A 25,880-nucleotide genomic window follows, 5' to 3' on the forward strand; every position below is an offset into this window, starting at 1 on the left:
TTACTAGTGATTAAAGTAAACAATCTAGTGATTTTTTAACTATCTCATGTTTACGACTATGATTTGAACACAAATGAATCATTCTATCTTGGCATATATATTCTTGAAAGAACACCTTGTCATCTTGATAGTATAAGGGCTGTGTTACGTCATAAACATCTAAGCCTTTGAGTAACCCTTCTCCTATCAATTTCGTATAACTTTCTTTTTTCGTCCAAATTGTATAAAAATCTTTTAATTGTCGTACTTGGTTAAATTCATTTACGGAAAATTGTGTAGCCAAGTTTAAATAATTCAAATCTTTAATTTCTTCAATATCGACGCCTACTGGATGTTGATCAATAGCGCATACAATATACGGAAAACTGTATGAAAGATTCACATTAATATGTTTCCTACTTTGAATCTCAATCTTACCATTCTTTGTAACATGATACTTCCACTGATTTATGTTCAGACCATAACATTGCTCGATACAGTACTGAATCAACATATCTCCTATTTGATGCATGACACGATCTTTTTTAAAACGATATTTTGAACGTTCAGGTTTCTTTAATTGTCGATATGATTGAAATAAACGATGTTCAATATTTGTTATGTCATCATTTATTTTCGTTAAAAATAGTGTCATTCATGTTCCTCAGATTCTTTAAATTTTTCAATGAGTAAATCTCTCCAAGCACGTAACCATTGAGAAGTGACATGAGGCCATCCGTCACCTAACTGTGCTATAACATGTTGGGTCATCTCAGATTCGATTTGTGCGGGAACTTGGGTTGTATCTCCGCTACTTAAACCGATAACCTCATGCATACCATTATTAAGCAACATTTGTTCAAATTCCTCGTCACTAATGATATTCATCTGAGTTTGTTTTGCATTCTCTAATACGCTTTGCATAGTTCTCGTATGAGGAGAATAAATATGATAAATAATTGATTGCGCTTGGGATGCAGCAATCTTCATAACATGACGTGCGGTAATATCAATAAATGATAAGTCTACAGATGTTTTACCGAAATATTCTCCAATAGATGATATTTTTAATAATTCATGCATCATAATTGAAAAACGGTTTGTCGTAAGATTTGTCATGTTTAACGCGCCAGAATAAGCACTTGTTAAATTCCCTAGTCTCATAATTTGAGCATCTAAACCATCATTAACCGCTTCTAAAACTTTGATTTCACTATAGAATTTACTTTTTGTATAAGGTGATGTAAATAATTGTTGTTTATAAACATCTTTTTCAGAAAAAGCCTTATCCTCGGTGTGGACATCAAAGACTGCTCCAACACTAATTGTCGAAATGTATATAAATTTCGCTTGATGTTGCTGTGCTAGAGCTAATAAAGCTTCGGTACTCTGTACGTTTACGTGAATAAAGTTTTCATCATCTCCGAAATGATCTGTACGCGCCCCAGCATGAATGATTGTATCAATTGTATCTTCAACGTTAAATGCATCTAAGTTTGCTAAGTCTCCTAGAACTACCTCTACCTTATCCATGAGTTCTTCAACTTTATCTGCCTCGAAGTAGCTAAGTAAATTCGCTTCAACTTTAGCACGTGCATCTTTGATAACTTGACCTCTTACTAAGCATGTCACTTTAGTAGCTTGGTCTTGTAACTCATTAATTAGATATGCACCTAAGAAACCAGTACCTCCAGTAAGGAGAACTCTTCCAAGTGAGTTTTGAGTCTCATTACTTACATTCAATTGGTAACGACGTTTGACTAATGCTTGAAGTTGAGACAAGTGATCTGGAAGTTCAACTTCCACTAGCTCTTTTCCGCCTTCAAAGACTTCTGCCAAATGTCTTATTGATTTATATTGATATATATCTTGCATAGTGAGATTTATATCATGAGATTTAAGCTTAGATACCGCAACCATCGCATCTAGTGACGTACCACCTATTTCGAAGAAGTCATCGTCTATGCCTATCGTCGGAAGCTCTAACACGTCAGCAAATATTGAAGCGAATTGGCGTTCCATATCATTTCTAGGTTCTACATATCCATTTCTTTGAATTTGTGGACGAGGTAATTTTGATTCATCTACTTTATCATTACGTGTTAACGGAATAACATCAATTGCTGTGACAGTTTTTGGAATCATGTACTTAGGTAAGTATTGATTTAACTGTCTTACGATGTCTGACTTAATGTCTTTATCGCCTACATAATAGGCATGTAGAACTTCATGTTCTCCTTGTTGATCAACGATAACTACGCTATCAGAAACGCCCTCTACTAAATTGATAATGTTTTCGATTTCTCCAAGTTCGATACGGTAACCATTGACTTTAACTTGATTATCTATTCGCCCCATAAATTCAATTTGACCATCATGTGTATATCTTGCAAGGTCACCACTGCGATATAATTTGCCTTCACCAAATGGATTATCTATGAAAGATTCAGCAGTAAGTTCAGGTCTATTTAAATAACCAGCCGTTAAACTTTCACCTACGATACACAATTCTCCTGAAACACCTACACCACACAATTGCATACCCGATAAAATGTATACTTGAATGTTAGCTAAAGGTTGTCCTATAGGTATTGCTGATGGAATAGGCTCACCTTTAGTGTATGACCAGTTTGAAGCAATCACTGTGGATTCAGAAGGTCCATACGCATTAAAGTACGTATCGCAATGCTCTGAAATATGACGCACAAACGTTGGAGTACTTGTTGCACCACCAGTAATTAACTTAGGTATATAGAAATCTTCCATGACGTTACAAACTTGAAGTGGTATAGATGCAACCGTAATACGTTCTCTTTCAATCAGTCGTTGTAGTTGCTCTGTATCAGTACGTTCTTCATTGTTTGCAATCACAAGTGTATAACCATTTAACAGACTGCAATAGATATCCATCGCAGATGCATCGAAGACGTAATTCGCATATTGAATAAACGTTTCATCTTCCGATAATTCAAGTCTCTCTGTCCAAGCATTTACCAAGTTTAAAACATTACGTTGTCTTACCGCCACACCTTTTGGCATGCCAGTTGTTCCAGATGTGTAAATGCTATAAAGTTCATCTTCTAGACTACCCTCATATTCAGAAAATGACTTTTCAACGGGCGATTCTTTATCAATAGACTCTAATGCAATCGTTAATAGGTTAGAATCAAACTCCTTACCATAAGTTAAAATGGCTGACACTTGAGCATCTTCAATCATTAACTCAATACGTTTATCAGGATGCGTGATATCAATTGGAACATACGACGCACCTATCTTCCATGATGCAATCATACTCGCAATCATTTCAAAGCTTCTATCTATTAATAATGCAACTCGCTCTCCATATGTCACTCCATTTTTCATAAGCTCATTGGCTATACGATTTGCATAATGATTTAATTCATCATACGTCATTGATTGCCCGTTCATTTTCAGTGCAATCTCATCTTTCTTCTCATTAACTACATGATTGAATAATTGCTGTAGGGAATTATTTTCCGGGAAATATAGGGTATGATGATTAACATTTGTTTCAACCCATTCCAGCATATCCGGAGATTCTTGAATATCTTGAATTTTTAAAGCTTGAGTAGATGTCACATGTTGGATGATATTTTCAAGCTGGTAAGCAAGATTATGAATCGTCTCTTCCGCATATAAATCTGTATTATATTCAATATTAACCACATAGTCGTCTCGATCTTTCTCAATGATAAACGACAAGTCAAATTTAGCTGTTGTCGTTTGAGGTGGAATGTGCGTCAGTTGACTATGTCCAAAGTTAGCATGGTTTGTTTCGTTGTTTTGTAATACAAGCATTACGTCGAATAATGGATTACGCGAAGCATCTCGTTCATCCATCAAATCGTTAACAAGACTTTCAAATGGATACTCTTGATGTTCATACGCACCGAGACTTGTTTCTTTCACTTCAGACATCAATTGTTCCCATGTTTTATCGTTCGTTGGATGGCCACGGTAAAGTAGTGTATTCGCAAACATACCAAGCATATTTTCAGTGTCACGATGAGTGCGGGCACTTATAACGCTCCCTATGACAATGTCATCTTGGCGTGTATATTTATGAAGCAATACCATTATTGCACTTGCAAAGAACATGAAATCAGTCATTTGATGTTTCTCCACATAATTTTGCAACTGTGATTTTAAGTTCTTATCAAAATGGAACGTCAACATTTGACCATGTGTCGTCTTAATACTAGGTCTTGGATAATCTGTTGGCATATTTAATACAGGAACACCATCTTCAAATTGTTGTAACCAATAGCGACGTTGAATAGATAAATCTCGATGAGCCATCCATTCACTATAATCTTTATATTGCAGTGATAGATTAGGAAGTGATTTTTCTTGATATAAAGCATTTAAATCTGCTAATAAAATCGTATTACTCATACCGTCATTGATACTGTGATGCGTATCCATAAACAGATAATCCTCATGTGGACCATGGATATATCTTACACGCATTTGACTAGGTTGCTCTAAATTAAACGGTTGCATAAAGGCCTGAATAATTTGTTGTTCATCTGTAAGTCGTGTCGTCACTTCTTTAAAATCAGCAGCAACATTGTCTGCTACTCTTTGTTTCACTTCATTGCCATCCACTATATATTGAGTCCTTAAAATTTCGTGACGAGCAATAAGTTGGTTCAACGCTCGCTTCAATTGCTCTACGTTTAATTCAGAAGACAATCGCCATAAGAACGGAATATTATAAACAGTGTCTTCAGGATTGACACTCCACAATAAGTACATACTTTTTTGAACAGCACTTAATTCGTATTGCTCAGCTCTTTGCGCTTTAGGTATGACTTCATAGTCTTCATTTTGCATTTCCATAATGTGTTGACTTAATTGTTCAACAGTCGGTAATTTCATAATATCTCCGACTTTTAAACGTTTCTTAAGTTGGGATTCGATACGATTCACAACTAACGTTGCACGCAATGAGTGCCCACCAAGTTCAAAGAAATTATCTTTAATACCTACTTGGTCGACATGTAAGATATCTCCAAAGATTTGACATATAATACGTTCACCTTCGTTACGTGGCGCCACATAGTTTGATAAATCAACTCTATCAATATCCGGTAAAGCTCGCTTGTCTAATTTACCATTGATAGTGATAGGTATTTTATCTATTTTCATGAAATGAACTGGAATCATATATTGTGGCAATGTTTCACTTAACACTTCTTTCAAGTGACTCGTCGATTGAGATTGTTGCGCTTCATAATATGCCACAATTTGCTTGTCTTGCTCCTCTTCACGCACAATAACGACTGCTTTATTAATATCTCTAATCGCTTCAATTGCTTTTTCAATTTCTGATAGTTCAATTCTAAAGCCACGAATTTTAACTTGCTTATCGATACGACTGAGATAATCAATATGACCGTCTTCTTGAAGACGTACTAAATCCCCACTGCGGTATAGGCGCTCATTTTCAAAGGGAGAGGTGATAAACCTTTCAGCAGTGAGCTCTGGTTGATTTAAATATCCCTTCGCCAGACCAGCGCCTCCTATGCATAATTCCCCAGGCACACCTACACCACATAAGTGCTCACCTTGCATCACGTAAACCGTTGTTCCATTGATTGGTTGACCAATAGGAATTCGATTTGGCATCTCATCAGGTATCGCATAAGTCGTCGTGAATGTCGTATTCTCTGTTGGACCATAACCGTTAATGATTTGAGGATGGCGTTGACGTGAGTTTAATAGATTCACCCATTTCGCATTTAGCACCTCACCACCAATTAATAGATACGTTAAGGGTTCTAGCGCCTCGATACGTTCACTTGCAATTTGATTGAAAAGGGATGACGTTAACCACATCGTGTTGACTTGTTGATTCACAATTGTTTGACCTAATTGAACAGGGTTAAGTAAAGTATCTTTCGACGTTAATACTAAACATCCACCGTTTAATAGCGCACCATAAATTTCAAATGTGGCAGCATCAAACGCTACAGTTCCCGATAATAAAATAACCGTTTGATCATTTAATTCAACATAATTAGGTTCATGAACTAAACGATCAATCCCTCTATGAGGAACCACTGTCCCTTTAGGCTTACCTGTTGTACCTGAAGTATAAATGATGTATGCAGTATCCTCATCAGTATTGATATGACTTGGGTTGTCAGTTTCCGCTTCGTCGCCATTCCAATCAAATGTGTCTAGTTCAATTTGAGGAACGTCAGACTGTATTGTCGCTTGATATGTCACGATTGCTTTAGGCTGTGCATCTTCAATAATAAAGGTTGTTCTATCTTCAGGATAATCTGGATCAATCGGTAAGTATCCAGCGCCTGCCTTTAAAATACCTAACATACCTATAACCATTTCGATACTTCGTTCTGCCAAGAGCGCGATAATATCATTGGGTTGTACATGATAAGTGTGTCGCAAATATTGTGCCAAACGATTCACATGGTAGTTCAATTCCGCATATGTCATGGATTGTTGTTCATATTGCAATGCTATTTGATTTGGATACTGTTCTACTTGATATTCAAAACGTTCCATTACCGTTTGATAAAGTGATGAACTTGTTGAATGGTTGATGTTTTGATAGATTTCAAAATCATTTTCATTACATAATTCTATATCTTTAATTATCTTTGAAGGATTATGTGTTAATTGCATATTAATACTTCTAATTAAACTAACTAATGTTTGAATCGTTAGCTCATCATAGGCATTTGTATTGTATACAATATCAAAGCCTTGGTGAGGACGTGGATATATTTCTATGTCAGCTAATAAAGAACTATCACTATGCAATCGATGAACTTTATGTTCGGTGTGATTTAACTCAAAGTACTCGTTAAATTGCGTTGCATGTATGATTGTTTCGAATTCCATATCACTTGCATTAGGTTCACTTAAGAAACCTGTCCCGTTGGCTTTCATATCATCTATCGCTAATTCCCATTCATTCATAATTACGTCTGCAGAAAGCGTAGTGTCTATATTTAACTCAGTGGTGCTACAAGTGTGTTAAGTAACATCATATCGTCAGTTTTGTCATATTCCATTGGAAAATGAATTCCCAACGTCACTTGATTGGACTGACTCAAAAAGTAATTCGCTAAATAAGTGCTTGTAACTAGACGAGTCATATCAAATGATTCAAGATCTACACTTGTATGTTCAACTTGTGGTTGTTCTGAATTTCGTTTTATAGGCATGTATGATTCACAATCTTGATCGGCATGAGCCATTTCAAAGTGATTTAAATGTTGTTGATTGTCCTCATTTGAAGCATCAGTCGCTACATTCATTTCTTTAATCATGTGATAAAAATCCGATACAGTATGTTCATGAAATAGACCATAGCTATACGCGATATTTAGTTGTTTAAAGAAATCATCTAACTGGCTATCATTGAAAATCATGGAATGGAAATCTAAAAGTAAGAACGTTTCATCTAAAAATTGATAAATTGTAAAATTAAATAGAGGTAATTGATTGAAATAGTAGGAATTCAACTCTTGGTTGAGGTAAGTCGTGATATCAACTTTTTTAGAACATTGATTCACTTCTTTAATCTGTATAAATGGGAAAAATTCTCGCACATTGATGCGCAATTGGTCGTTACAATGCTTGAATGTCGCCCTCAACTGTGGCTGATGTTGTACTACATCTAGCAGTGCATACATCAATCGATGACGCTCGATATCTTGATCTAATCGAACCCAGTACGTCACCCTCTTTGTAGTTGAAGTTGATTGTAAATATTTTTGATAAAAATAGTGTTGAAAATGCAATGTTTCAATAGTCATTCAAGTCCTTCTTTCGTACTCATACTTTATAATACTCACTAACAAATAACTTACATATATTCTCTAGATAAGCTATATATTAGTACATTCAAAGGTTTGAAAACAATTACTAAAGTGAATTTTTTACAAAATCTTAATAAATATATTTTATTTTTAATCACGAGCAATTTAGTAGGTTATAAAATTCACAATTAATGATTTTCATTATTAGCCTTTAAATTAAATTGGTACACCGCACGATAGAGCAATATACTTCCTAAAGTAAGAATCAGCGCCATATAAATCGTCATACCTAGGGCGTTCATCAATACGCCTAAAATAATACCCAGTCTTGCAATTAATTGCGCAAAGTTAAAACTTAATGCACGTATTGCAGAATATGTGCCTCTCTTCTGTGCAGGAATCATCTTATATCTATGTTCTTCAGTAATCGGAGAGTAAATCATCTCACCTAACGTGGCTATAACCATAACTATCATAAGTAAAGTAAAATCATTTAAATAGGTAATGCCTGAATAACCTACTACATACATGATGAGACCTACAAATAACGCTTTTTGATTATTCATTTTCAAGATATATTTAGATACAAAATACGTTAAAGCTATTACAACTAGCGTATTAGTCATAATTAAAATTGAATACATTTTAACTCCATCAATTGAGACATGAAACATTGATAAAGTTTCGAATTCCTTTTTAAGTCTAATTGAAACATAAGATGACGTGGATAATTCACCCATTAAAAGAATACTTGAGCCGATAATTAAATACATAAATAATTTATCTTTTAGCACAAGCTGATAATTACGTAAAAAGCCTTTCAAACTTAATACATTATTAAAAGTTTGTCCCTCTTTATTCAACGGTTTGGCGTTATCATTAGGAATCCAAATATATAAAGCCACGAATACAAGTACGAAAATCACAAAAGCGATCAAAAACAACGCCGATTTATTCGCGTGATACATGGCTCCTCCTAAAAATGCACCACAAGCAACGGCTACGTTAGTAAGCCAATAACTTACTTTATATATGTAATGTTCAACTTCTGGCGTAATCGCGTCCATGATCATCGTTTCTATAAGCGGTGCAATCATACCAGACGAAATACTAAAAACCGTATAAGCTATGCAAAATATGATGATAAGCAATGTCTGATTAGAGACTGAAAATGCCATTGCAAGCAAACTTATACACTCAATAATTTGATATATAAGCATTGTGCGTTTTTTAGGATAACGCTCAATAATATGCCCCGAAATCATCGAAATTGGAAAATTGATTAAAACTAAAATAAAAAGAAATATACCTGAAAAGGCCTGATTGACCATATCCGTTAGGTATAAAGCTATAAAAGGCAAAAATGCCATAACAATTAAATTTTCAAAGAAACTACATATTAATCTTACTTTTAAGGTGATGCTCATTTTTCTCATTCTATCTTTTCTCCCCCTTAAGCTTGATAAGTATTAAATTGTAGATACTTTTCTTAGCTTAACAGTATTTTATTTTTAATTAAGAGGTCATACTATTACTGGACTGTATAACCACCATCTATAATAATAGCTTGTCCTGTCACACTTTTCGTCGATTTACTTGCTAAAAATATGGCATAATCGGCAATTTCTTGAATATCGATTAATCGTTTTTGAGGAATTAATGGGAACAACACTTCATCCATCACTTGCGCTACGTCTACATTTCGCATTTGTGCTAAGTCTTCCATCTGTCCTCTAACAAGTGGTGTGTCGATATATCCAGGACAAATCGCATTCACTGTGATACCGTCCTCAGCTGTTTCTAAAGCTGTTACTTTTGTTAAACCAATAATTCCATGTTTAGCGCTATTATAAGCTGATTTTCCTGCGAAACCGATGACACCATTAATAGATGACATATTTAAGATTCTGCCATAGTGTTGCGCCTTCATAATAGGAAGAACATGCTTTGTCATTAAAAAGGCACCAACAAGCATGATATCTATCATCTGTTTAAACTTTTCAGTTGGAAAGTCTTCTATATTAGCTACATTCTGTAAACCAGCATTATTAATAACAATATCTATACGACCATATTGATGTCTCGTCTCAGCGATAAGATGCTTCACATCTTCCTCATTAGAGACGTCCGCTTTGATAGCCCGACAGTCATAGCCTTGTCGCTGAAATTGGTGGAAGACGTTATTAAGGCCTTCTTCATTAATGTCTGAGAAGACAACTTTGGCGCCTTGTTCAATAAAGGATTTAGCAATTTCTAAACCAATACCACTCGCTGAGCCAGTAATAATAGCTACTTGATCTTTAATCATATGTATAACTCCCTTCACTTTATTAAAATATCAAATAATGTATTAGTTATATTTATATTACATTAAATTAATTAAATATCGACATGTAATTTTTTTCTATCTCTTTTTTTATTTAAAACTATTAACAACATCATAGTGTGATGTAACATTTTATACAATAGGCAACTGCATTTTAACTTTTTATAAAAAACGTGAATATCACTTGAGGATATTTTTAAAAAAGCACGATAAGAATGGAATTAATGCATACGGTGCGCAGTCTTACCCCTAAATTTTTTTAGACTAGTAGCTACGATATTTTATGTATTAAAAAATTTACCAGCAAAGTTTTTTATAAATTTCATCGAAATTGTCTTTTTATGTTATTGTAAAATAAAAAAGGAGTTTCAATATGGGCTATATATTGCTATGGATTTTTGCGATTTATGGTATGATTCGATTTGTTTTCGGTATTGGTAAAGGGATTACAAGTTTTGTTAAAGGCATGTTTTTAGGTGCAATCGATGGTTATAAACACCCTGAGAAATACCCAAATCACCTTTCGAAAGAAGAACAAAGACGTCAAAGACATAGAGAAGAACGAGCACGACAAAAAGATGCTTAATTACATATATAAAAAGAAAGATGGTCATTTCCTATTACCTAGGAAATGACCATCTTTCTTTGTGCTATTTAATTGTGAGTTTTATTTTTCAGAGGAAGAATCTGTATCTTTGGCGTTGCGATTCTCTTTAATAAATAACGCAAGTATAAAGCCAATCACAATTAATACTGTGGTGAAGATAAATGCTGCATCGACACCTTGAACTGTTGATTCTCGTGCTAATTTCACTTTAGACATCGTATGATGCGTAGCCGTATAATTCTTAGCTACAATTGATAATATTGTAATACTGATAGCAGTTCCCATCGCACCTGCAATGATACGTAGAGAGTTCATAATTGCTGTGCCGTGTGAAATTTCTTCTGGTTTAAGCGCATTAAGACCTACTGTATTAAGTGGCATAATAAGTAAACCTACAGAAATCATACGTATTGCGTAAATCACTACAACATACCAGAATGGCGTTTCTGTAGTTAAGAATGCATGTAATATCGTCATTATGATTAATACTGTAAATCCAGGAATAACAAGTACCTTGATGCCATATTTATCAAAAATCTTACCAGTATAAACTGAAATAAATGCATTGAACACTGCACCTGGTAGTATCACTAAACCTGAAAGTAATGCTGAGAGACCTAATCCAGTTTGAACGTACATAGGAATAAGTAGAGCAGGTCCAACAATACCTATAAAGACAAGCATTGAAGCTATAGCAGATAATGTAAATACTTTGCTTTTAAATACGCTTAAGTTTAATAATGGATGGTCGATTTTTAATTGACGGAATGTAAAAATTGCAATCACGATTAAACCTAGAATAAATGTAGTGATGACTGGGATCGATGCGATTCCAAATGTACTTACACTACTAAATGCGAATAGAATTAAGCCGAAACCAAATGTTGAATAAACGACTGATATTTTATCGAGTACTGTTTCTTTAGTTTGACCGTTATTCTCAACAAAGAAGAACCCAATTGCGAATGCGATAAGTGCGATTGCTGCAACGATGTAGAATGGCATTCTCCAACTAAAGAAATCGATAAGTAATCCTGTAAGTGTTGGCCCAATCGCTGGTGCTGTTTGCGCCACTATACCTGTGAGACCCATTGCGAATCCGCGTTTTTCTACAGGGAATAGTGTAAACACTGTAAATTGCATTAGTGGAAGTAATATTCCAGCACCGATTGCTTGTATAATACGAGCAACCATTAGGATTTCAAATCCTGGAGATAAAGCAGCTATAATTGAACCAATGAGGAACGCTGCCATAGAAAAGATATAAAGTTTACGTGTCGTATATTTATCCATTAAAAATGCTGTGAGTGGTATCATGATTCCGTTCACTAGCATAAAGCCTGTGATCAACCATTGTGCAGTTGTTTCTGTAATGTTCAATCCTTTTATAATTGCGGGCAATGCAGTATTTAAGATCGTTTGGTTTAACATTGCCACAAATGCGCTAATAAGCATCACTAACACAATGGTGTTACGTTTGGCGGTTGTCATTTCATTACTCGCCATGACATCTTACCCCTTTGAAAAATAAGTCCATTAAAAACTGTATCACTTTTGGTTAGCCTAGCAAACTATTTAAGTTTATAATTTGATTTTCAGTTTAATTTGATTTTAAAAAAAGTATTTTCTTGATAGCTTTTAGATTTGTAAATTGAGTTAACATCGTTGCTAAGAAGCTTATGAAGTGAGCATGGTGTATGAAGTGAACAAACTTTTTAATGTTGAATGCTAAAAATATCCATTGAATAATGTAACAAAAATAAATACGACAGTGAATCATTATTCTTAAAAGTTGAGTTAAAATACCTAACTGTTATTTGGTCAACATATAAAAAATGGTTCTCTATTAATATTGAGAACCAGTTTAGCTTGTATTATTTAATTCTTTTACCATTTTCATCAAACTTAGCTACTTTGCCATTAACAGTTGTATAAGTAGCTACAATTTCACCATCTTTATTACGACAATTAACTTTCCAGTTTCCATCTTTTAGCCAATGAACAACATCCCATAGATGTTTATCATTATCTAATGAACCGCCTTCAAGTTCAGAAATAAATTTATATACTTGGCTACTTCCATGAGCCATGACTCCACCACGTTCATACAATTCTCTTGGTGATAATCCATTGTATTTCCATTCATCGTTTGAGATAGGTAATTGATTGCTCACGTGCATCTTATTCGCAAGTTCTGGAAGCGCCCTATTATTTTTAACTTTGTCATAGACCTTTTGGGTACTATACTCTTTGCCATGCTCTAATAACTGTTGATAATCTTTGATACGAATTTGAGATCCACTTAGGATAATCTTTTTGTCACTAATACCAACTATTGCTTGGGCTTCATGATTACTAGGGTATATTGAATAAAACTTCATACCTTTAGGCGCGTTGGTGAATTTTGGATAGTTAACTAATACAAATTGTCCTATCTTTCGATATTCATCTTTATCATTTCTAAAAGAACCTATCAAAATATTATTTTTAGTTAATGTGTATTTCCCTTTATCATCAGCGCAAAAGATAAGTGCTAATTTCATCTTTTCTGATAAATTCTCCACTTTATCTTTAGCTTTGATATCAGTATTAGTATTTTTTGATGAAGCTTCTTTGTGGGATGTTTTGTTGTCTTTATCTTTTTTAGTCGGATTTTCTGCTTTATCATTTTTATGTTCTGTAGAATTGTCGGTGTTACATGCGCCTAAAAATAGTGAAAATACTGTGATGAGTATTATTATTTTCTTCATAAAATGTAAATCCTCTCGGTGTTTAGTCATGGTGTGGTGGGTTACTTTTATTTTGTATAATTATTTTTTATTATAATAAAATTATTTATGTAAAGCTAACTTATTTTTATCAAAAACCACAAAATTTATTTCTCTTAATTACGTTTTTGAGCATCTTCCCATTCTACAGATAAAATTAGTAGTGAAATAACTATCATTATAATCGTTCCAACTAAATTTAATTGTAAATCTCCGGTCTTATAAGTATAGATTAATCCAGCCGTAACAATCACAGGTACTACAAATCCTAAAAGTTTTATACCTGTTCTAGATAAAGCATAATGAATTGCCATAATAAGAACATAAATGATTATCGGTAAAAATTTATGTAAATATTCCATAAACTTAAGTATCCTCCAATATTTAAAACTATTATATTTTATGTATTATCATTTTTCATAATAACGTAATTTAGATATTTATTCATTGCTTTTTTAGATAATTTTTGAATTCTCTTGTCGCCTCCTCTTTATATTTAGCTTTATCAAGTATAGCTACAAATACAAATTTAAATGGTCTAAAGTTGCCAAAACTATCACTTATAATTAACGCTCATTACGCCTCATAAAAGTTAAACATGTTTCACGTAAAACATTTGTATGTAAAATACATTAATTCGAAGTGCAGTTATTAACAGCTTTGTCCCAACATCTTAAAAATTTATCTAGAAACGTGTCTTTATAAATATAAAAACTCGCCTTCTTCAAAATTTTTATGAATCAGATATTAATTTTTCAGCTACATTGCTAGCTTTATTATTCATATTTCTTGTTTGGTATGTGTCTATAAATGTAAGTTTAATAACCTCGTCTAATTTTTCTTTTCTATAGTTATCTTCTAGAATTTCTGTCAGGATGCCATCATTATTTTTTATAATGTTTCTTATAACTAGAGTTATATCTTCGTTAAATTTCTCAAATTCCCAAACATCTTCACTTACATTCATAAAAGGTGTTAGTTTGCCTCTAATATTTAACAAACTCAATGCATCTTCTTCATACTTTTTTTCTAAATTTGGTGTAAGTGCAAGCTCTTCAATTTCTAAATCACTATTAAACTCATAAAATGCATAATAAGCTTCTTCATCCTTTAACATATGTATTAAGCTGTTTTTAGATGTTGCTTTACCATAACGTGCTTTGTTTTTAGAGAGTTTATATAAATAAAGCTTTATTAAAATCAAAGTCGCGTTTTTAATGTATGTTATATTATTTGGTTCTTTTTCATCTAAAGTTTGGTCTACTTCATCATGTAAATCATTATGAATATGAACTAATTTATTTAAACGATTATCTAATAGATTTAAAGATAGTATATAATCCTCCATCGTTCTCCCTCCCACATGTTCAATATCCCTAATAACGTATATTACACCTCAATAAATTTACTAACCACTGTTTAAAAAAGCCATAGACAGCGTTTATGCACTCCGTCTATAGCTATAATACAATTCTAAATATCTGCTTTAACTATCTATTTCAAACCCTAAATCTTTAATCATGTGGTAATCCTCTTCGTTAGGTTGACCACCCGTAATAAGGTAGTCTCCAACAAAAATAGAATTAGCTGCTTTTAAGGCTATTGCTTGTAGTGAGCGCAGATTAACTTCTCGTCCACCAGCAATTCTAATTTCTTTCGTGGGATTGATTAAACGGAACATTGCTATGATTCTTAAACATTTCATTGGCGACAATAAGTCTAGACCTCCAAATTTTGTTCCCTTAATCGGATGTAAGAAATTAATCGGAATGCTGTCTGCATCAATTTCTTTCAATGCAAATGCCATATTGATTACATCCTCATTCGTTTCACCCATGCCACAAATAACACCAGAACATGGAGAAATGTTATTAGCTTTCATCATTTCAACTGTATTCACTCGATCTTCATATGTATGCGTAGTCACCACTTCATCGTGATATCGCTCACTTGTATTTAAATTATGGTTATATCTATCTACGCCCGCTCCTTTAAGTTTTTCAGCTTGTTCTTCTTTTGTAAGTCCTAGACATGCACAAATTTTTAATTGTGGGTGCACTTTCTTAATATCTTCAACCGTTTCACAAATATGATCTACTTCTCGATTCGTGGGTCCTCGTCCACTCATGACAATACAATATGTGCCAATTTGATTGTCTGTAGCAACCTGTGCTCCCGCTTTAATTTGATCTTGATCTACCAATGCATAGCGTTGTTTTTCCTTCATCTTTACCGATTGACCGCAGTAACCACAATCTTCAGAACAAATTCCACTTTTCGCATTAAGAATCATATTTAATTTCACTTTTTTACCATAGTAATGTTTTCTTACGATGTACGCTTCATTCAAGAGTTCAAACGTATCGATATTTGGATCTTCATATATCTTCAAACATTCATCTTGTGATAATCCTTCGTGATAAAGAACACGTTCAGCTAAGTTTAAATTCATGATAATTAACCCCTCATTTTTGAAAATTAAAGTTCAGCAAGTGATGCCCTTATTAATGTAAACTTTATATATTTATAAGTTTACATTAATACTTTGATGAATGAAACCTTGCTTACTAAAATAAAAAAAGCCATGCCAATACGTACGTGTATAGGCATAGCTATCTAGCATATATTTACATTTTATGAACCGTCTAATTTCCCATATATTAAAAATCAATTTGTTTATTCGATTTAAATTTTATTTAACTCTCGATGTTTTCAACCTTTTATTATGAAGTTAAATAGTATTTTAGAGACTAGTAATAAAAAGTCATATGTGTTTTTTCTTTTTTATAATAATCTAATCTATCGTTTAAAGTACCAGTGTGTAATTCTAATTTGTGACCATCTGGATCAGTAAAGTAAATTGACTTTTTATCTTGATGACTTCTCTTTCGTCCTTCTAATATATTTACATTATGTTTTTGAAGCCATTTGTACCATTCTTCAAACTCATTTTCATTAATTGAAAATGCAATATGTGTATAAGAATATTTAATTTCTGTTCTAGGTACATTAACCTCTTCATTTAAAGCAACCCATAGACCACCAATATCAAAATACGCAGTAGTTTTGCCACTAACTAATAATTCCCCTTTTAAAACATCTCTATAAAATTTAATTGATTCAACTAAATTACTAACTGAAAAACATATATGATTAATACCTTGAATATTCATAACTACACCACCCAATTTATTACTAAGAAAAATAATTTTAATCAACTAACTTCGTTACTTGATTTACGATTTTTTCAACTTTATTACTTATACTTTGAGCATTCGATTTATTTAAATTATCTATATAAAATCTTTTAATATTGTAAATTCCAACGAGATTTAATGGATATTTAATAACTTTATAACCTAGATGTCCTTTAAACTTATGAAACCACTCTGAACCTCCAATAGTATATATAACTATTGCATCTTTATCTTTCCATAATCCTCTTTTAAAGTATTGTTTATTATTAAAACTAAATGCTTTATTAGGCCAAAAGGTACTATCAATAAAACCTTTCAATAGCATAGGCACATTCAACCAATAGATAGGGTAAATAAAAATCAACATATTACTATTATCTATTATTTCAGTATTTCGAAACTGAGCTTCGCTTATTTCTGAATTATAGCCTTCGGATAAAATAGGAATGTCGCCAACCATCTCCTGTAAATTGAAAATTTCTAATTTTTTATTACAAAGCTCCTCTTTTAACTTATTATAGATATCAAAGCCAACACCTTTTTGATTTCCACCATATATTAGACTAATCAATTTCTTCCACCCCTGAAAGTTTATTTAAAATCAAACTCTTATTTTTTTCATAATTCATATCTTTTGATAAATCTTTAACTGATTCCAATCGATTTAAAATTGTGTTTTGACGATTAATATCTATTTTGATTTGTTTTATAAGATCATCTAGGTAATTCAGCGTTTTGTTATTACAGTCCTTAGAAACAGGTTTTTTAAAAAGATTTATTACATATGCTATATCTTTTAATTGTAAATTCAATCGCTTTAAATCAATAATTAGTTTCAAGTACGATATAGTTTCCTCATCAAAATATCTATAATTATTTTCATCTCTAGGAATATTAATTATTTCTTTTTCTTCATAGTATCTAATCATGGACTTTGGTATTTTCAACATAGATGAAACTTCACTAATTTTCATTTTTAGTCCCCCCTACCAATTTGATACTTGAAACTTATCATTAAACCATACTTTAATGTCAAAAATAAAAATGGAAATCTCTACTTAAATAAATAGAGATTTCCATTCTAATTACTTTAAGAATTTGATTTTTTCTTATTAGCTAGTAGAAGAATTAAAGAAAGTATCGCAAGTATCACGATTATGATACTAAACACAATACCTGCAAGTTTGATGCCTAATCCTAGTTCTAATAACCCTACACCTACAACTGGTATTGAAATAGCTATATAGGCAATGGTAAAGAAAGTGGATGTAATTTCGGCTTGTTTGTCTTCAGGTGCTACGGCATTCACTGTGGACAATCCAGCTCGGAAACTGAATGCTTGTCCAAATCCAGAAATGATAGCTCCAATAAATAAAATTAAGAATGATTCAAATTGAATAGATAAACCTACTAATATTACGCCTACAATTAATGTGCCACTACCTAACATCAATATGTGATAATCAGATTTACTTTTAAACAATAATTGGCCTAGCGTAGATGCACAGAATATCAAGAATACCATGACACCTATGACTGCTTTATTTGTAATGTTCAATATGTCTCCTAAAAAGTTTGGTGAAATCGCAGTAAATAAACCAAGCATTGAAAATCCTACGAATACAGGAATAACAGCATAAATAAATGTAGAGCGAATGTCTGACGGTACACTCAACTTTTGAACTTCAATTTTAAATTTTTGTTTATTCTTAACAGGCTCTGGCATAAACCATATTCCAATAAATGCCGGAATGATAAGAATAAAATCAACGATAAAGATTAAACGCATCGCATATGGAAGATATTGTGCGAGTATGCCACATAGCAATGGACCAAAGCCTAAACCAAGCATATTCACGTTACTTGCAATTGTAGAGGCTCTGCCCTTTTTATCATCAGCAGCTAAATTAACAATCGTTGTCGTTGCTGTACTTGTAAAAAGTCCCGCTGACAGTCCGGAAATCACTCGTCCAGCAAGTAATAAACCTACATTGGTAGCAAATAAGAACACTAGCGCACTGATTGCAGATAAAATCACTCCTGGAATAAGTACATAACGGCGTCCTATGCGGTCTGACAATTGACCAAATACGAGTAATCCTCCAATCACACCAGCAGCATAGACAGCGTAAATGATTGTAATCATTAATGGTGATAAATCATATACTTTACTATAAATTGGATAGAGTGGTGTAGGTAATGTCGTCCCCATCATCACAATAAGAAATGCATAGGCTGCACTGATTAATCCCCAGTTTACTTTATGATTTTGATGTTTAGAATTTTGCAAGTTGCTTCACCTCAACATTTGTATATCTCTATCGCAGTGAAATGAAACATTATAAATTTTTAATTTTAAAAAGGTACATCCAACATTCAGCCAGATATACCTTTCAATTTACTATCATGTTTTAAGTATTTTCCCCGTCACTTACACGGTCGATAATTTTTTGTACACGTTGTTTTTTATCCTCGTCATCTTCAACAAAGAACACAGGTGAATCACCTTCAATTGACACCCATGGTACAAGTGCGTCAAAGTCCAGATCCCGAATCAATTCAAGACTCTTAATCGAAGCCTCTCTGTCACTTGAAGGAAGTATTACAGTTCGCCATTCATCACCTTCGTAGCATAAGAAGTCACCAGTGAATAAATAGCGATGCTCGCCATTATCCCACAAATATAATGTCGTTCCAGGTGTGTGTCCAGGGACAGGTATCACCTCTAAATCTTCATGTAAATGTTGCCGTTCTTTAAATGTACCAGTAACTTGAAGGGTATCGGTAACGTCCTGTTTATCATCTTCGTGAATATAGTAAGGTGCATCAAAATTTGTCTCTCCACCTAACGATTCATGTTGATGATTCATTAATACTTTATCAACGCCACCTAATTCTTGTATATCCTTTGCAGCCTCATCAATTCTACCAGAATGATAAATCATTACATTACCTTCTGAACGTTGAAGTAAAAATGATTTAAAACGGAAACGTTTATCAAATGGCAATTCTGATGTAGGTGTTACATATAAACCATTTGCGATTTCCGTTAATGTTTCGAATTGCTTATTAGCCATAACGTTTCTCCCCCATAAACAATTTAATCTAAATATTGATCAGCATGTTCAAGTTTATAATGCTCGATTTCAGCTTTTTGTTCCTCAAATTCTTTATGCGTTAATTTAGTAATTGTTTCAATAGAATAACTTAACTTTTTAGCAAATGCCTCTACTTCACTCTTATTTTTAGCCGCTACAAATACAGTTAACACATTGTCATCTACAATATCTTTATGATGTTGATAATCTAACCTATAAATCTTCATGAGAAATTCCCCCTCAAATTTAATATGCCCGAATCTTTCTAAAGTATTTTTTCTATCAATAGTGTCATATGCCCTTTTTCTAGAAAACCAAACGTGCCAAACGTTTTTAAAAGTTTATTAATATTTTGCGTCACAATCTTATTAAATAGACTGACGTCTATCTTAAATTTTAATGACTTAAAAGCTAACAATTCATGTTATTATCTACGATTTTTTTACTTTTTAAAATTAAGAAAATCATATTTAAATAATTATGATATTCTTTAAAAATTCGTCAATCTAAAAACAGATATACCACAAACATACTCCTTTTATTCAAATTTTTCATAAATTACATAAAATTTTAAAAAACTTTTCAATTATTTATTAATAAAAAATGACAACTTTTTAATTTTATTGATATTAATTAGTTAACGCTTACAATGACCTTGAAATCAAATTTAAGGAGTTGTAAAGAATGCAAAATTTACGCAACAGAAGTTTTCTTACTTTATTAGATTTTTCACAGAAAGAGGTGGAGTTTCTATTAAATCTTGCTGAAGATTTGAAACATGCCAAATACATAGGTAATGAAAAACCTATGCTTAAAAATAAAAATATTGCTCTTCTTTTTGAAAAAGACTCTACAAGAACACGTTGTTCATTTGAAGTCGCAGCTCATGATCAAGGAGCTAATGTTACGTATTTAGGCCCTACAGGCTCTCAAATGGGTAAAAAAGAAACTGCTAAAGATACCGCAAGAGTTCTAGGAGGCATGTACGATGGTATTGAGTACCGAGGCTTCTCACAACGTACAGTTGAAACGTTGGCTGAATTTTCAGGAGTGCCAGTATGGAATGGCTTAACTGATGAAGACCACCCAACGCAAGTCCTTGCAGATTTCTTAACTGCTAAAGAAGTATTGAAGAAAGACTACTCCGAAATCAACTTCACTTATGTCGGTGATGGCCGTAATAATGTTGCAAACGCATTAATGCAAGGCGCTGCTATCATGGGCATGAATTTCCACCTTGTTTGTCCGCAAGAATTAAATCCTACTGATGAATTACTTAACCGTTGCAAACGTATCGCCGATGAGAATGGAGGCAACATCCTTATTACAGATGATATCGATAAAGGGGTTAAAGACTCTGACGTTATCTATACAGATGTATGGGTATCTATGGGTGAACCGGACGAGGTATGGCAAGAGCGTCTTAAATTATTAGAACCATACCGTGTAAACAAAGAATTAATGGATAAAACAGGCAATCCAAATGTGATTTTTGAACATTGTCTACCTTCATTCCACAATACTGACACTAAAATCGGCAAACAGATTTATGAACAATACGGCATAAGTGAAATGGAAGTTACAGATGAGGTATTTGAAAGTAAAGCGTCTGTAGTATTCCAAGAAGCTGAAAATAGAATGCACACAATAAAAGCAGTTATGGTTGCTACTTTAGGTGAATTCTAAGACAGACAGGAGGTTATTCAAGTGGCAAAAATTGTTGTAGCATTAGGCGGTAATGCGTTAGGTCAATCGCCAAAAGAACAACTCGAATTAGTAAAAAACACTGCTAAATCACTCGTCGGACTCATAACTAAAGGGCATGAAATTGTTATTAGTCATGGTAATGGTCCTCAAGTCGGTAGCATCAATTTAGGATTAAACTACGCGGCTGAACATGATCAAGGTCCTGCCTTCCCTTTCGCAGAATGTGGTGCAATGAGTCAAGCGTATATAGGCTATCAACTCCAAGAAAGTTTGCAAAATGAATTACATGTGTTGGGCATAGACAAACAAGTGGTTACACTAGTGACGCAAGTTGAAGTTGATCCAGATGATAAAGCCTTTAGTCATCCTACAAAACCCATTGGTCTCTTTTATGATAAAGAGACTGCTGAACGTATTGAAAAAGAAAAACATTATAGCTTCATTGAAGACGCCGGTCGTGGCTACAGACGTGTGGTCCCTTCACCTCAACCTAAGTCCATTGTTGAATTAGAAAGTATCAAAACTTTAATCGAGAATGGCACACTTGTTATTGCAGCAGGAGGCGGTGGCGTACCAGTCATTCGTGAACAACACGATAGCTTTAAAGGCGTTGATGCGGTCATAGACAAGGACAAAACAAGTGCTCTCCTTGGCGCAGATATTAACTGTGATCAATTAATTATTTTGACAGCTATTGACTATGTTTACGTTAACTATAACACTGACAATCAAAAAGCCCTCAAAACGGTAACACCTGAAGAATTGGAAGCTTATATTAAAGAGGATCAATTTGCTAAAGGTAGCATGCTTCCCAAAATAGAATCGGCCATTTCATTTATTAAGAATAATCCTAAAGGTAGCGTTTTAATTACTTCACTAGATCAATTAGACAACGCACTTGAAGGTAAAATTGGTACACTTATCAAAAAATAATATCTTAAGTTGTACTAGAAACTAACATCATTTAACTATTATATATGCAATTTTCATGATGAATACTGACAAAATGGTGCACCCTGCATCCCTCCACTCCCCAAATGAAACAGGGTGCACTTATTTAATGAAAGTTTAATCAATTATTCTTGATAAATAAACATAATCTTCATGATTCTCGGTTATTAGATTATAAAGGAGATGACTCAATTGGAAGATGCTATCAAACCAGATAAAAAGAAAAAGCGATTCAAGTTGCGGATGCCCGGGGCATTTATGATTCTATTCTTATTAACTGTTGTTGCTGTAATAGCAACATGGCTTATTCCTGCAGGAGCCTATTCAAAATTATCGTACGAACCCGCTTCACAGGAATTAAAAATCGTCAATCCACATCATCATGTTAAAAAAGTCCCAGGAACTCAAAAAGAGCTTGATAAGATGGGCGTAAAAATTAAAATTGAACAATTTAAATCTGGCGCGATTAATAAACCTGTTTCAATTCCAAATACGTACGAGCGTTTAAAACAACATCCTGCAGGGCTCGATCAAATAACGAGTAGTATGGTTAAAGGTACCATAGAAGCTGTAGATATTATGGTATTCATACTTGTATTAGGTGGACTTATCGGCGTAGTCCAGGCAAGTGGTTCGTTCGAATCCGGTTTACTTGCTTTAACTCAAAAGACCAAAGGTCATGAATTCATGTTAATTGCTTTCGTCGCTATTTTAATGGTTCTTGGAGGTACGCTTTGTGGCATCGAGGAAGAAGCTGTCGCCTTTTATCCTGTACTCGTTCCCATTTTCATCGCACTAGGATATGACTCCATCGTGTCTGTGGGAGCCATCTTTTTAGCAAGTTCTATTGGTAGTACATTTTCAACGATTAATCCTTTCTCAGTAGTCATCGCGTCTAACGCAGCAGGAACCACATTTACAGACGGGTTGTACTGGAGAATAGGTGCATGTGTCGTCGGAACGATATTCGTTGTTTGTTATCTCTATTGGTATTGCAAAAAAATTAAGCAAGAACCTAAAGCGTCATACGCATATGAAGACAAAGCTGAATTTGAGAAACAATGGTCAGTGATGGATCAAAACAGTTCATCAGAATTTACATTACGTAAGAAAATCATCCTCACCTTGTTCGTTATACCCTTCCCTATCATGGTATGGGGCGTTATGACTCAAGGCTGGTGGTTCCCAGTTATGGCATCTGCATTCCTAATATTTACTATTATTATTATGTTTATTGCAGGCATGGGCAGATATGGTCTAGGAGAGAAAGGTACTGTAGATGCATTTGTTAATGGCGCATCAAGTCTTGTCGGAGTGTCACTCATCATCGGTCTAGCACGCGGTATCAACTTAGTGTTAAATAAAGGGTTAATCTCAGACACGATTTTGCACTTCTCATCTTCTATCGTGCAACATATGAGTGGCCCATTATTTATTATCGTACTATTAGTCATTTTCTTCTTCCTAGGTTTTATCGTACCGTCATCATCTGGTTTAGCCGTACTATCTATGCCAATATTCGCACCACTTGCCGATACAGTTGGCATACCTAGATTCGTTATTGTTACCACTTATCAATTTGGACAATATGCGATGTTATTCCTTGCACCAACAGGGCTCGTCATGGCAACCTTGCAGATGCTTAACATGCGCTACTCCCATTGGTTGAAGTTCGTCTGGCCTGTGGTCGCTTTCGTGCTTGTCTTCGGTGGAGGTCTACTCATCGCACAAGTATTAATTTATTCTTAGAAAGATTTCATTTCGGAAAATGAAGTTCCATAATAGCACCATATTGTATTATGGTAGAAAAAAAGCTATGTTCATCTTTCATTCGTGTGATGAACATAGCTTTTCAATTTAATTAACTTTATTATGATTGTGGTTGCTTACTTCCTCGAACTTTAAACACTATCAATCCGATAATGAACCCAATCAATGCTGGAATAATCCAACCCATTCCTATCGTAAAGAATGGTAAATACTTTTCACCTAAAGAAATAATAAAACGAGCGAAACTTGTCTTCACGAAGAATTCAGGACTCGCTTTTACGCCATCGATAAATGCAGCAATCATTGTAAAGAATGTTGTAAATCGATACACAATTTTAGAATGATTGAATAATGGACTTGCTAAAGTCAGCAGAATTAATGTAATTGCGAGTGGATAGATAAACATCAGTACTGGTGTTGAATACATAATAATCTTGGGTAAACCAACATTCGCAAATATACATGCTAATACACTGACTACTGTCGCGAACATAATGTATTTCTGTTTAGGAAAGAGCTCAGTAAATGTTTCTGAAAATGCTGTAATTAAACCAATAGCTGTTTTCAAACATGCCACAACAATAATAAGTGAAAGCACTATGATACCGTAGTCACCTAGATAATGTTGAGCGATTTGTGCGAGTGCGATGCCTCCATTTTCACTAACTTTAAAATTACCTAAACTCATCGTACCCATAATGGCTAGCAAGCTATAAATAAGTCCCATACCTACGATACTAATCGTACCTGACTTAAATGTCTCTTTAGCTATTGTGTTAGGATGAGTGACTCCTAGTTTCTTAATTGTTGTAACGATAATAATACCGAATGCTAGAGATGCTAAAGCGTCTAAAGTATTGTAACCATCAATAAATCCTTTAAGTAGAGCACCTTCTTTATACTGCGCACTCACTGGCGCATGACTCACGCCTCCCATAGGATGAATAAACGCAAGTAACACTACAATACCAAGTAAAACTAAAAATACAGGATTTAAGAATTTACCTATATAATCTAAAATTTTTGAAGGCTTTCTAGCAAAGAACCATGCAACCAAGAAGAATAAAATACTAAATATTGGTAGCACAAATTTAGCTTGGACTGGCGAAATAAAAGGCGAGAATGCAATTTCATATGACGTTGTCGCTAACCTTGGTAATGCGAAAAATGGCCCAATCACAAGATATAAACCAATCGTAAATAAATACGCATATATTTTACTTACTCTTGAGGAAATTTCGAAAATCCCGTTCGTTTTAGACACACCAATGGCAATAATACCTAGAAATGGTAATCCTATCGCTGTGATTAAAAATCCTAAATTAGCAGTAAACACATGAGCGCCGGCAGTCTGCCCTAAATGAATTGGGAAGATTAAGTTACCGGCACCAAAGAATAAGCCAAATAACATCGATCCAATAAAAATATTTTCTTTAATCGTGAGTTTGTTTTTCATCATAATATGTATATCTCCTATGTCTATGTTATTAGCCATTATACATGAAATTCTCTATAAATTAATGCCAATTTTCAGAAAAAAGTATGACATCTTTCTCCCTGAGATACTGTTAATTTTTATTTTTCTAAAATGCTGCACAACTAATTTTACATTATTGTTGCACTTTCGAATTTTCAAAAATATTAAATTCGTATTAAT

General features: G+C 33.7%; 19 protein-coding genes and 1 pseudogene. 4 read left to right on the forward strand and 16 right to left on the reverse strand.

Going from position 1 to position 25,880, the window contains the following annotated elements:
* Positions 1-10: 10 nt before the first annotated feature.
* From ausB to CM54_RS09220, 4 genes and pseudogenes are all read right to left on the reverse strand, one after another.
* Positions 11-634, reverse strand: a complete 624-nt coding sequence (ausB, locus tag CM54_RS09205; RefSeq protein ID WP_030058827.1) for an aureusimine biosynthesis 4'-phosphopantetheinyl transferase AusB — start codon at positions 632-634, stop codon at positions 11-13.
* A pseudogene (gene ausA, locus CM54_RS09210) lies at positions 631-7,796 on the reverse strand (aureusimine non-ribosomal peptide synthetase AusA). The gene ausB and the pseudogene ausA overlap by 4 nt, the downstream one beginning before the upstream one ends.
* 191 nt (positions 7,797-7,987) lie before the next feature.
* Positions 7,988-9,235, reverse strand: a complete 1,248-nt coding sequence (locus CM54_RS09215; RefSeq protein ID WP_030058823.1) for an MDR family MFS transporter — start codon at positions 9,233-9,235, stop codon at positions 7,988-7,990.
* A gap of 95 nt (positions 9,236-9,330) precedes the next feature.
* Positions 9,331-10,107, reverse strand: a complete 777-nt coding sequence (locus CM54_RS09220; protein ID WP_030058821.1) for a 3-hydroxybutyrate dehydrogenase — start codon at positions 10,105-10,107, stop codon at positions 9,331-9,333.
* A 391-nt stretch (positions 10,108-10,498) separates the two neighbouring features.
* On the opposite strand from CM54_RS09220, the gene CM54_RS09225 reads away from it, so the two are divergent.
* Complete coding sequence (locus tag CM54_RS09225) at positions 10,499-10,711, forward strand: hypothetical protein (RefSeq protein WP_002454270.1); 213 nt, start codon at positions 10,499-10,501, stop codon at positions 10,709-10,711.
* Positions 10,712-10,792: 81 nt separating this feature from the next.
* Here the strand turns inward: CM54_RS09225 and CM54_RS09230 are convergent, their stop codons facing one another.
* The 11 genes from CM54_RS09230 to CM54_RS09280 form a co-directional block, all read right to left on the reverse strand.
* Positions 10,793-12,238, reverse strand: coding sequence for an MDR family MFS transporter (locus CM54_RS09230; protein WP_030058818.1), 1,446 nt, complete (start codon positions 12,236-12,238; stop codon positions 10,793-10,795).
* A 368-nt stretch (positions 12,239-12,606) separates the two neighbouring features.
* Positions 12,607-13,482, reverse strand: a complete 876-nt coding sequence (locus CM54_RS09235; RefSeq protein WP_051600354.1) for a hypothetical protein — start codon at positions 13,480-13,482, stop codon at positions 12,607-12,609.
* 134 nt (positions 13,483-13,616) lie between these two features.
* Positions 13,617-13,862 carry a hypothetical protein gene (locus tag CM54_RS09240; RefSeq protein ID WP_002434939.1) on the reverse strand — a complete coding sequence of 82 codons (246 nt, stop codon included), beginning with the start codon at positions 13,860-13,862 and terminating at the stop codon, positions 13,617-13,619.
* A 371-nt stretch (positions 13,863-14,233) separates the two neighbouring features.
* Complete coding sequence (locus CM54_RS09245; protein WP_030063540.1) at positions 14,234-14,848, reverse strand: hypothetical protein; 615 nt, start codon at positions 14,846-14,848, stop codon at positions 14,234-14,236.
* 138 nt (positions 14,849-14,986) lie between these two features.
* Positions 14,987-15,952 (reverse strand): biotin synthase BioB, encoded by a 966-nt coding sequence (bioB, locus tag CM54_RS09250; protein WP_030063538.1) that lies wholly within the window; start codon positions 15,950-15,952, stop codon positions 14,987-14,989.
* Positions 15,953-16,250: 298 nt separating this feature from the next.
* The gene (fosB, locus tag CM54_RS09255; protein ID WP_002454275.1) at positions 16,251-16,673 is read right to left on the reverse strand and encodes a FosB/FosD family fosfomycin resistance bacillithiol transferase; all 423 of its coding nucleotides are present in this window, start codon (positions 16,671-16,673) and stop codon (positions 16,251-16,253) included.
* 37 nt (positions 16,674-16,710) lie between these two features.
* Positions 16,711-17,268 carry an NAD(P)H-dependent oxidoreductase gene (locus CM54_RS09260; protein WP_030063535.1) on the reverse strand — a complete coding sequence of 186 codons (558 nt, stop codon included), beginning with the start codon at positions 17,266-17,268 and terminating at the stop codon, positions 16,711-16,713.
* Positions 17,261-17,671 (reverse strand): MerR family transcriptional regulator, encoded by a 411-nt coding sequence (locus CM54_RS09265; protein ID WP_002434957.1) that lies wholly within the window; start codon positions 17,669-17,671, stop codon positions 17,261-17,263. The genes CM54_RS09260 and CM54_RS09265 overlap by 8 nt, the downstream gene beginning before the upstream one ends.
* 116 nt (positions 17,672-17,787) lie before the next feature.
* Entirely contained in the window at positions 17,788-18,987 is a 1,200-nt protein-coding gene (locus tag CM54_RS09270) for an MFS transporter (RefSeq protein WP_037550723.1), read from the reverse strand.
* A gap of 121 nt (positions 18,988-19,108) precedes the next feature.
* Positions 19,109-19,774 carry an MBL fold metallo-hydrolase gene (locus CM54_RS09275; protein WP_030063359.1) on the reverse strand — a complete coding sequence of 222 codons (666 nt, stop codon included), beginning with the start codon at positions 19,772-19,774 and terminating at the stop codon, positions 19,109-19,111.
* Positions 19,775-19,797: 23 nt separating this feature from the next.
* Entirely contained in the window at positions 19,798-20,022 is a 225-nt protein-coding gene (locus tag CM54_RS09280; RefSeq protein ID WP_002435040.1) for a hypothetical protein, read from the reverse strand.
* A 457-nt stretch (positions 20,023-20,479) separates the two neighbouring features.
* Here CM54_RS09280 and argF point away from each other — a divergent pair, with 457 nt between their 5' ends.
* From argF to CM54_RS09295, 3 genes are all read left to right on the forward strand, one after another.
* Complete coding sequence (gene argF / locus CM54_RS09285) at positions 20,480-21,481, forward strand: ornithine carbamoyltransferase (protein WP_002469853.1); 1,002 nt, start codon at positions 20,480-20,482, stop codon at positions 21,479-21,481.
* A 21-nt stretch (positions 21,482-21,502) separates the two neighbouring features.
* A complete protein-coding gene (gene arcC / locus CM54_RS09290) occupies positions 21,503-22,435 on the forward strand; it encodes a carbamate kinase (protein WP_030063354.1) in 933 nt (310 codons plus the stop codon).
* A 201-nt stretch (positions 22,436-22,636) separates the two neighbouring features.
* On the forward strand, positions 22,637-24,202 hold the full coding sequence (locus tag CM54_RS09295; protein ID WP_002454282.1) for a YfcC family protein: 1,566 nt from the start codon (positions 22,637-22,639) through the stop codon (positions 24,200-24,202).
* A gap of 121 nt (positions 24,203-24,323) precedes the next feature.
* On the opposite strand, the gene brnQ is transcribed toward CM54_RS09295, so the two are convergent.
* On the reverse strand, positions 24,324-25,682 hold the full coding sequence (gene brnQ, locus CM54_RS09300; protein ID WP_037550725.1) for a branched-chain amino acid transport system II carrier protein: 1,359 nt from the start codon (positions 25,680-25,682) through the stop codon (positions 24,324-24,326).
* Positions 25,683-25,880 lie beyond the last annotated feature (198 nt).

This window comes from Staphylococcus sp. TE8 (assembly GCF_000692055.1).
In the GTDB taxonomy this organism is placed as follows: Bacteria; Bacillota; Bacilli; order Staphylococcales; family Staphylococcaceae; genus Staphylococcus; species Staphylococcus capitis.

Coding starts and splice junctions, on each gene's coding strand:
- ausB (WP_030058827.1), bottom strand. CDS start 634: ATGACACTATTTTTAACGAAAATAAATGATGACATAACAAATATTGAA.
- CM54_RS09215 (WP_030058823.1), bottom strand. CDS start 9,235: ATGAGAAAAATGAGCATCACCTTAAAAGTAAGATTAATATGTAGTTTC.
- CM54_RS09220 (WP_030058821.1), bottom strand. CDS start 10,107: ATGATTAAAGATCAAGTAGCTATTATTACTGGCTCAGCGAGTGGTATT.
- CM54_RS09225 (WP_002454270.1), top strand. CDS start 10,499: ATGGGCTATATATTGCTATGGATTTTTGCGATTTATGGTATGATTCGA.
- CM54_RS09230 (WP_030058818.1), bottom strand. CDS start 12,238: ATGGCGAGTAATGAAATGACAACCGCCAAACGTAACACCATTGTGTTA.
- CM54_RS09235 (WP_051600354.1), bottom strand. CDS start 13,482: ATGAAGAAAATAATAATACTCATCACAGTATTTTCACTATTTTTAGGC.
- CM54_RS09240 (WP_002434939.1), bottom strand. CDS start 13,862: ATGGAATATTTACATAAATTTTTACCGATAATCATTTATGTTCTTATT.
- CM54_RS09245 (WP_030063540.1), bottom strand. CDS start 14,848: ATGGAGGATTATATACTATCTTTAAATCTATTAGATAATCGTTTAAAT.
- bioB (WP_030063538.1), bottom strand. CDS start 15,952: ATGAATTTAAACTTAGCTGAACGTGTTCTTTATCACGAAGGATTATCA.
- fosB (WP_002454275.1), bottom strand. CDS start 16,673: ATGAATATTCAAGGTATTAATCATATATGTTTTTCAGTTAGTAATTTA.
- CM54_RS09265 (WP_002434957.1), bottom strand. CDS start 17,671: ATGAAAATTAGTGAAGTTTCATCTATGTTGAAAATACCAAAGTCCATG.
- CM54_RS09275 (WP_030063359.1), bottom strand. CDS start 19,774: ATGGCTAATAAGCAATTCGAAACATTAACGGAAATCGCAAATGGTTTA.
- CM54_RS09280 (WP_002435040.1), bottom strand. CDS start 20,022: ATGAAGATTTATAGGTTAGATTATCAACATCATAAAGATATTGTAGAT.
- argF (WP_002469853.1), top strand. CDS start 20,480: ATGCAAAATTTACGCAACAGAAGTTTTCTTACTTTATTAGATTTTTCA.
- CM54_RS09295 (WP_002454282.1), top strand. CDS start 22,637: ATGACTCAATTGGAAGATGCTATCAAACCAGATAAAAAGAAAAAGCGA.
- brnQ (WP_037550725.1), bottom strand. CDS start 25,682: ATGATGAAAAACAAACTCACGATTAAAGAAAATATTTTTATTGGATCG.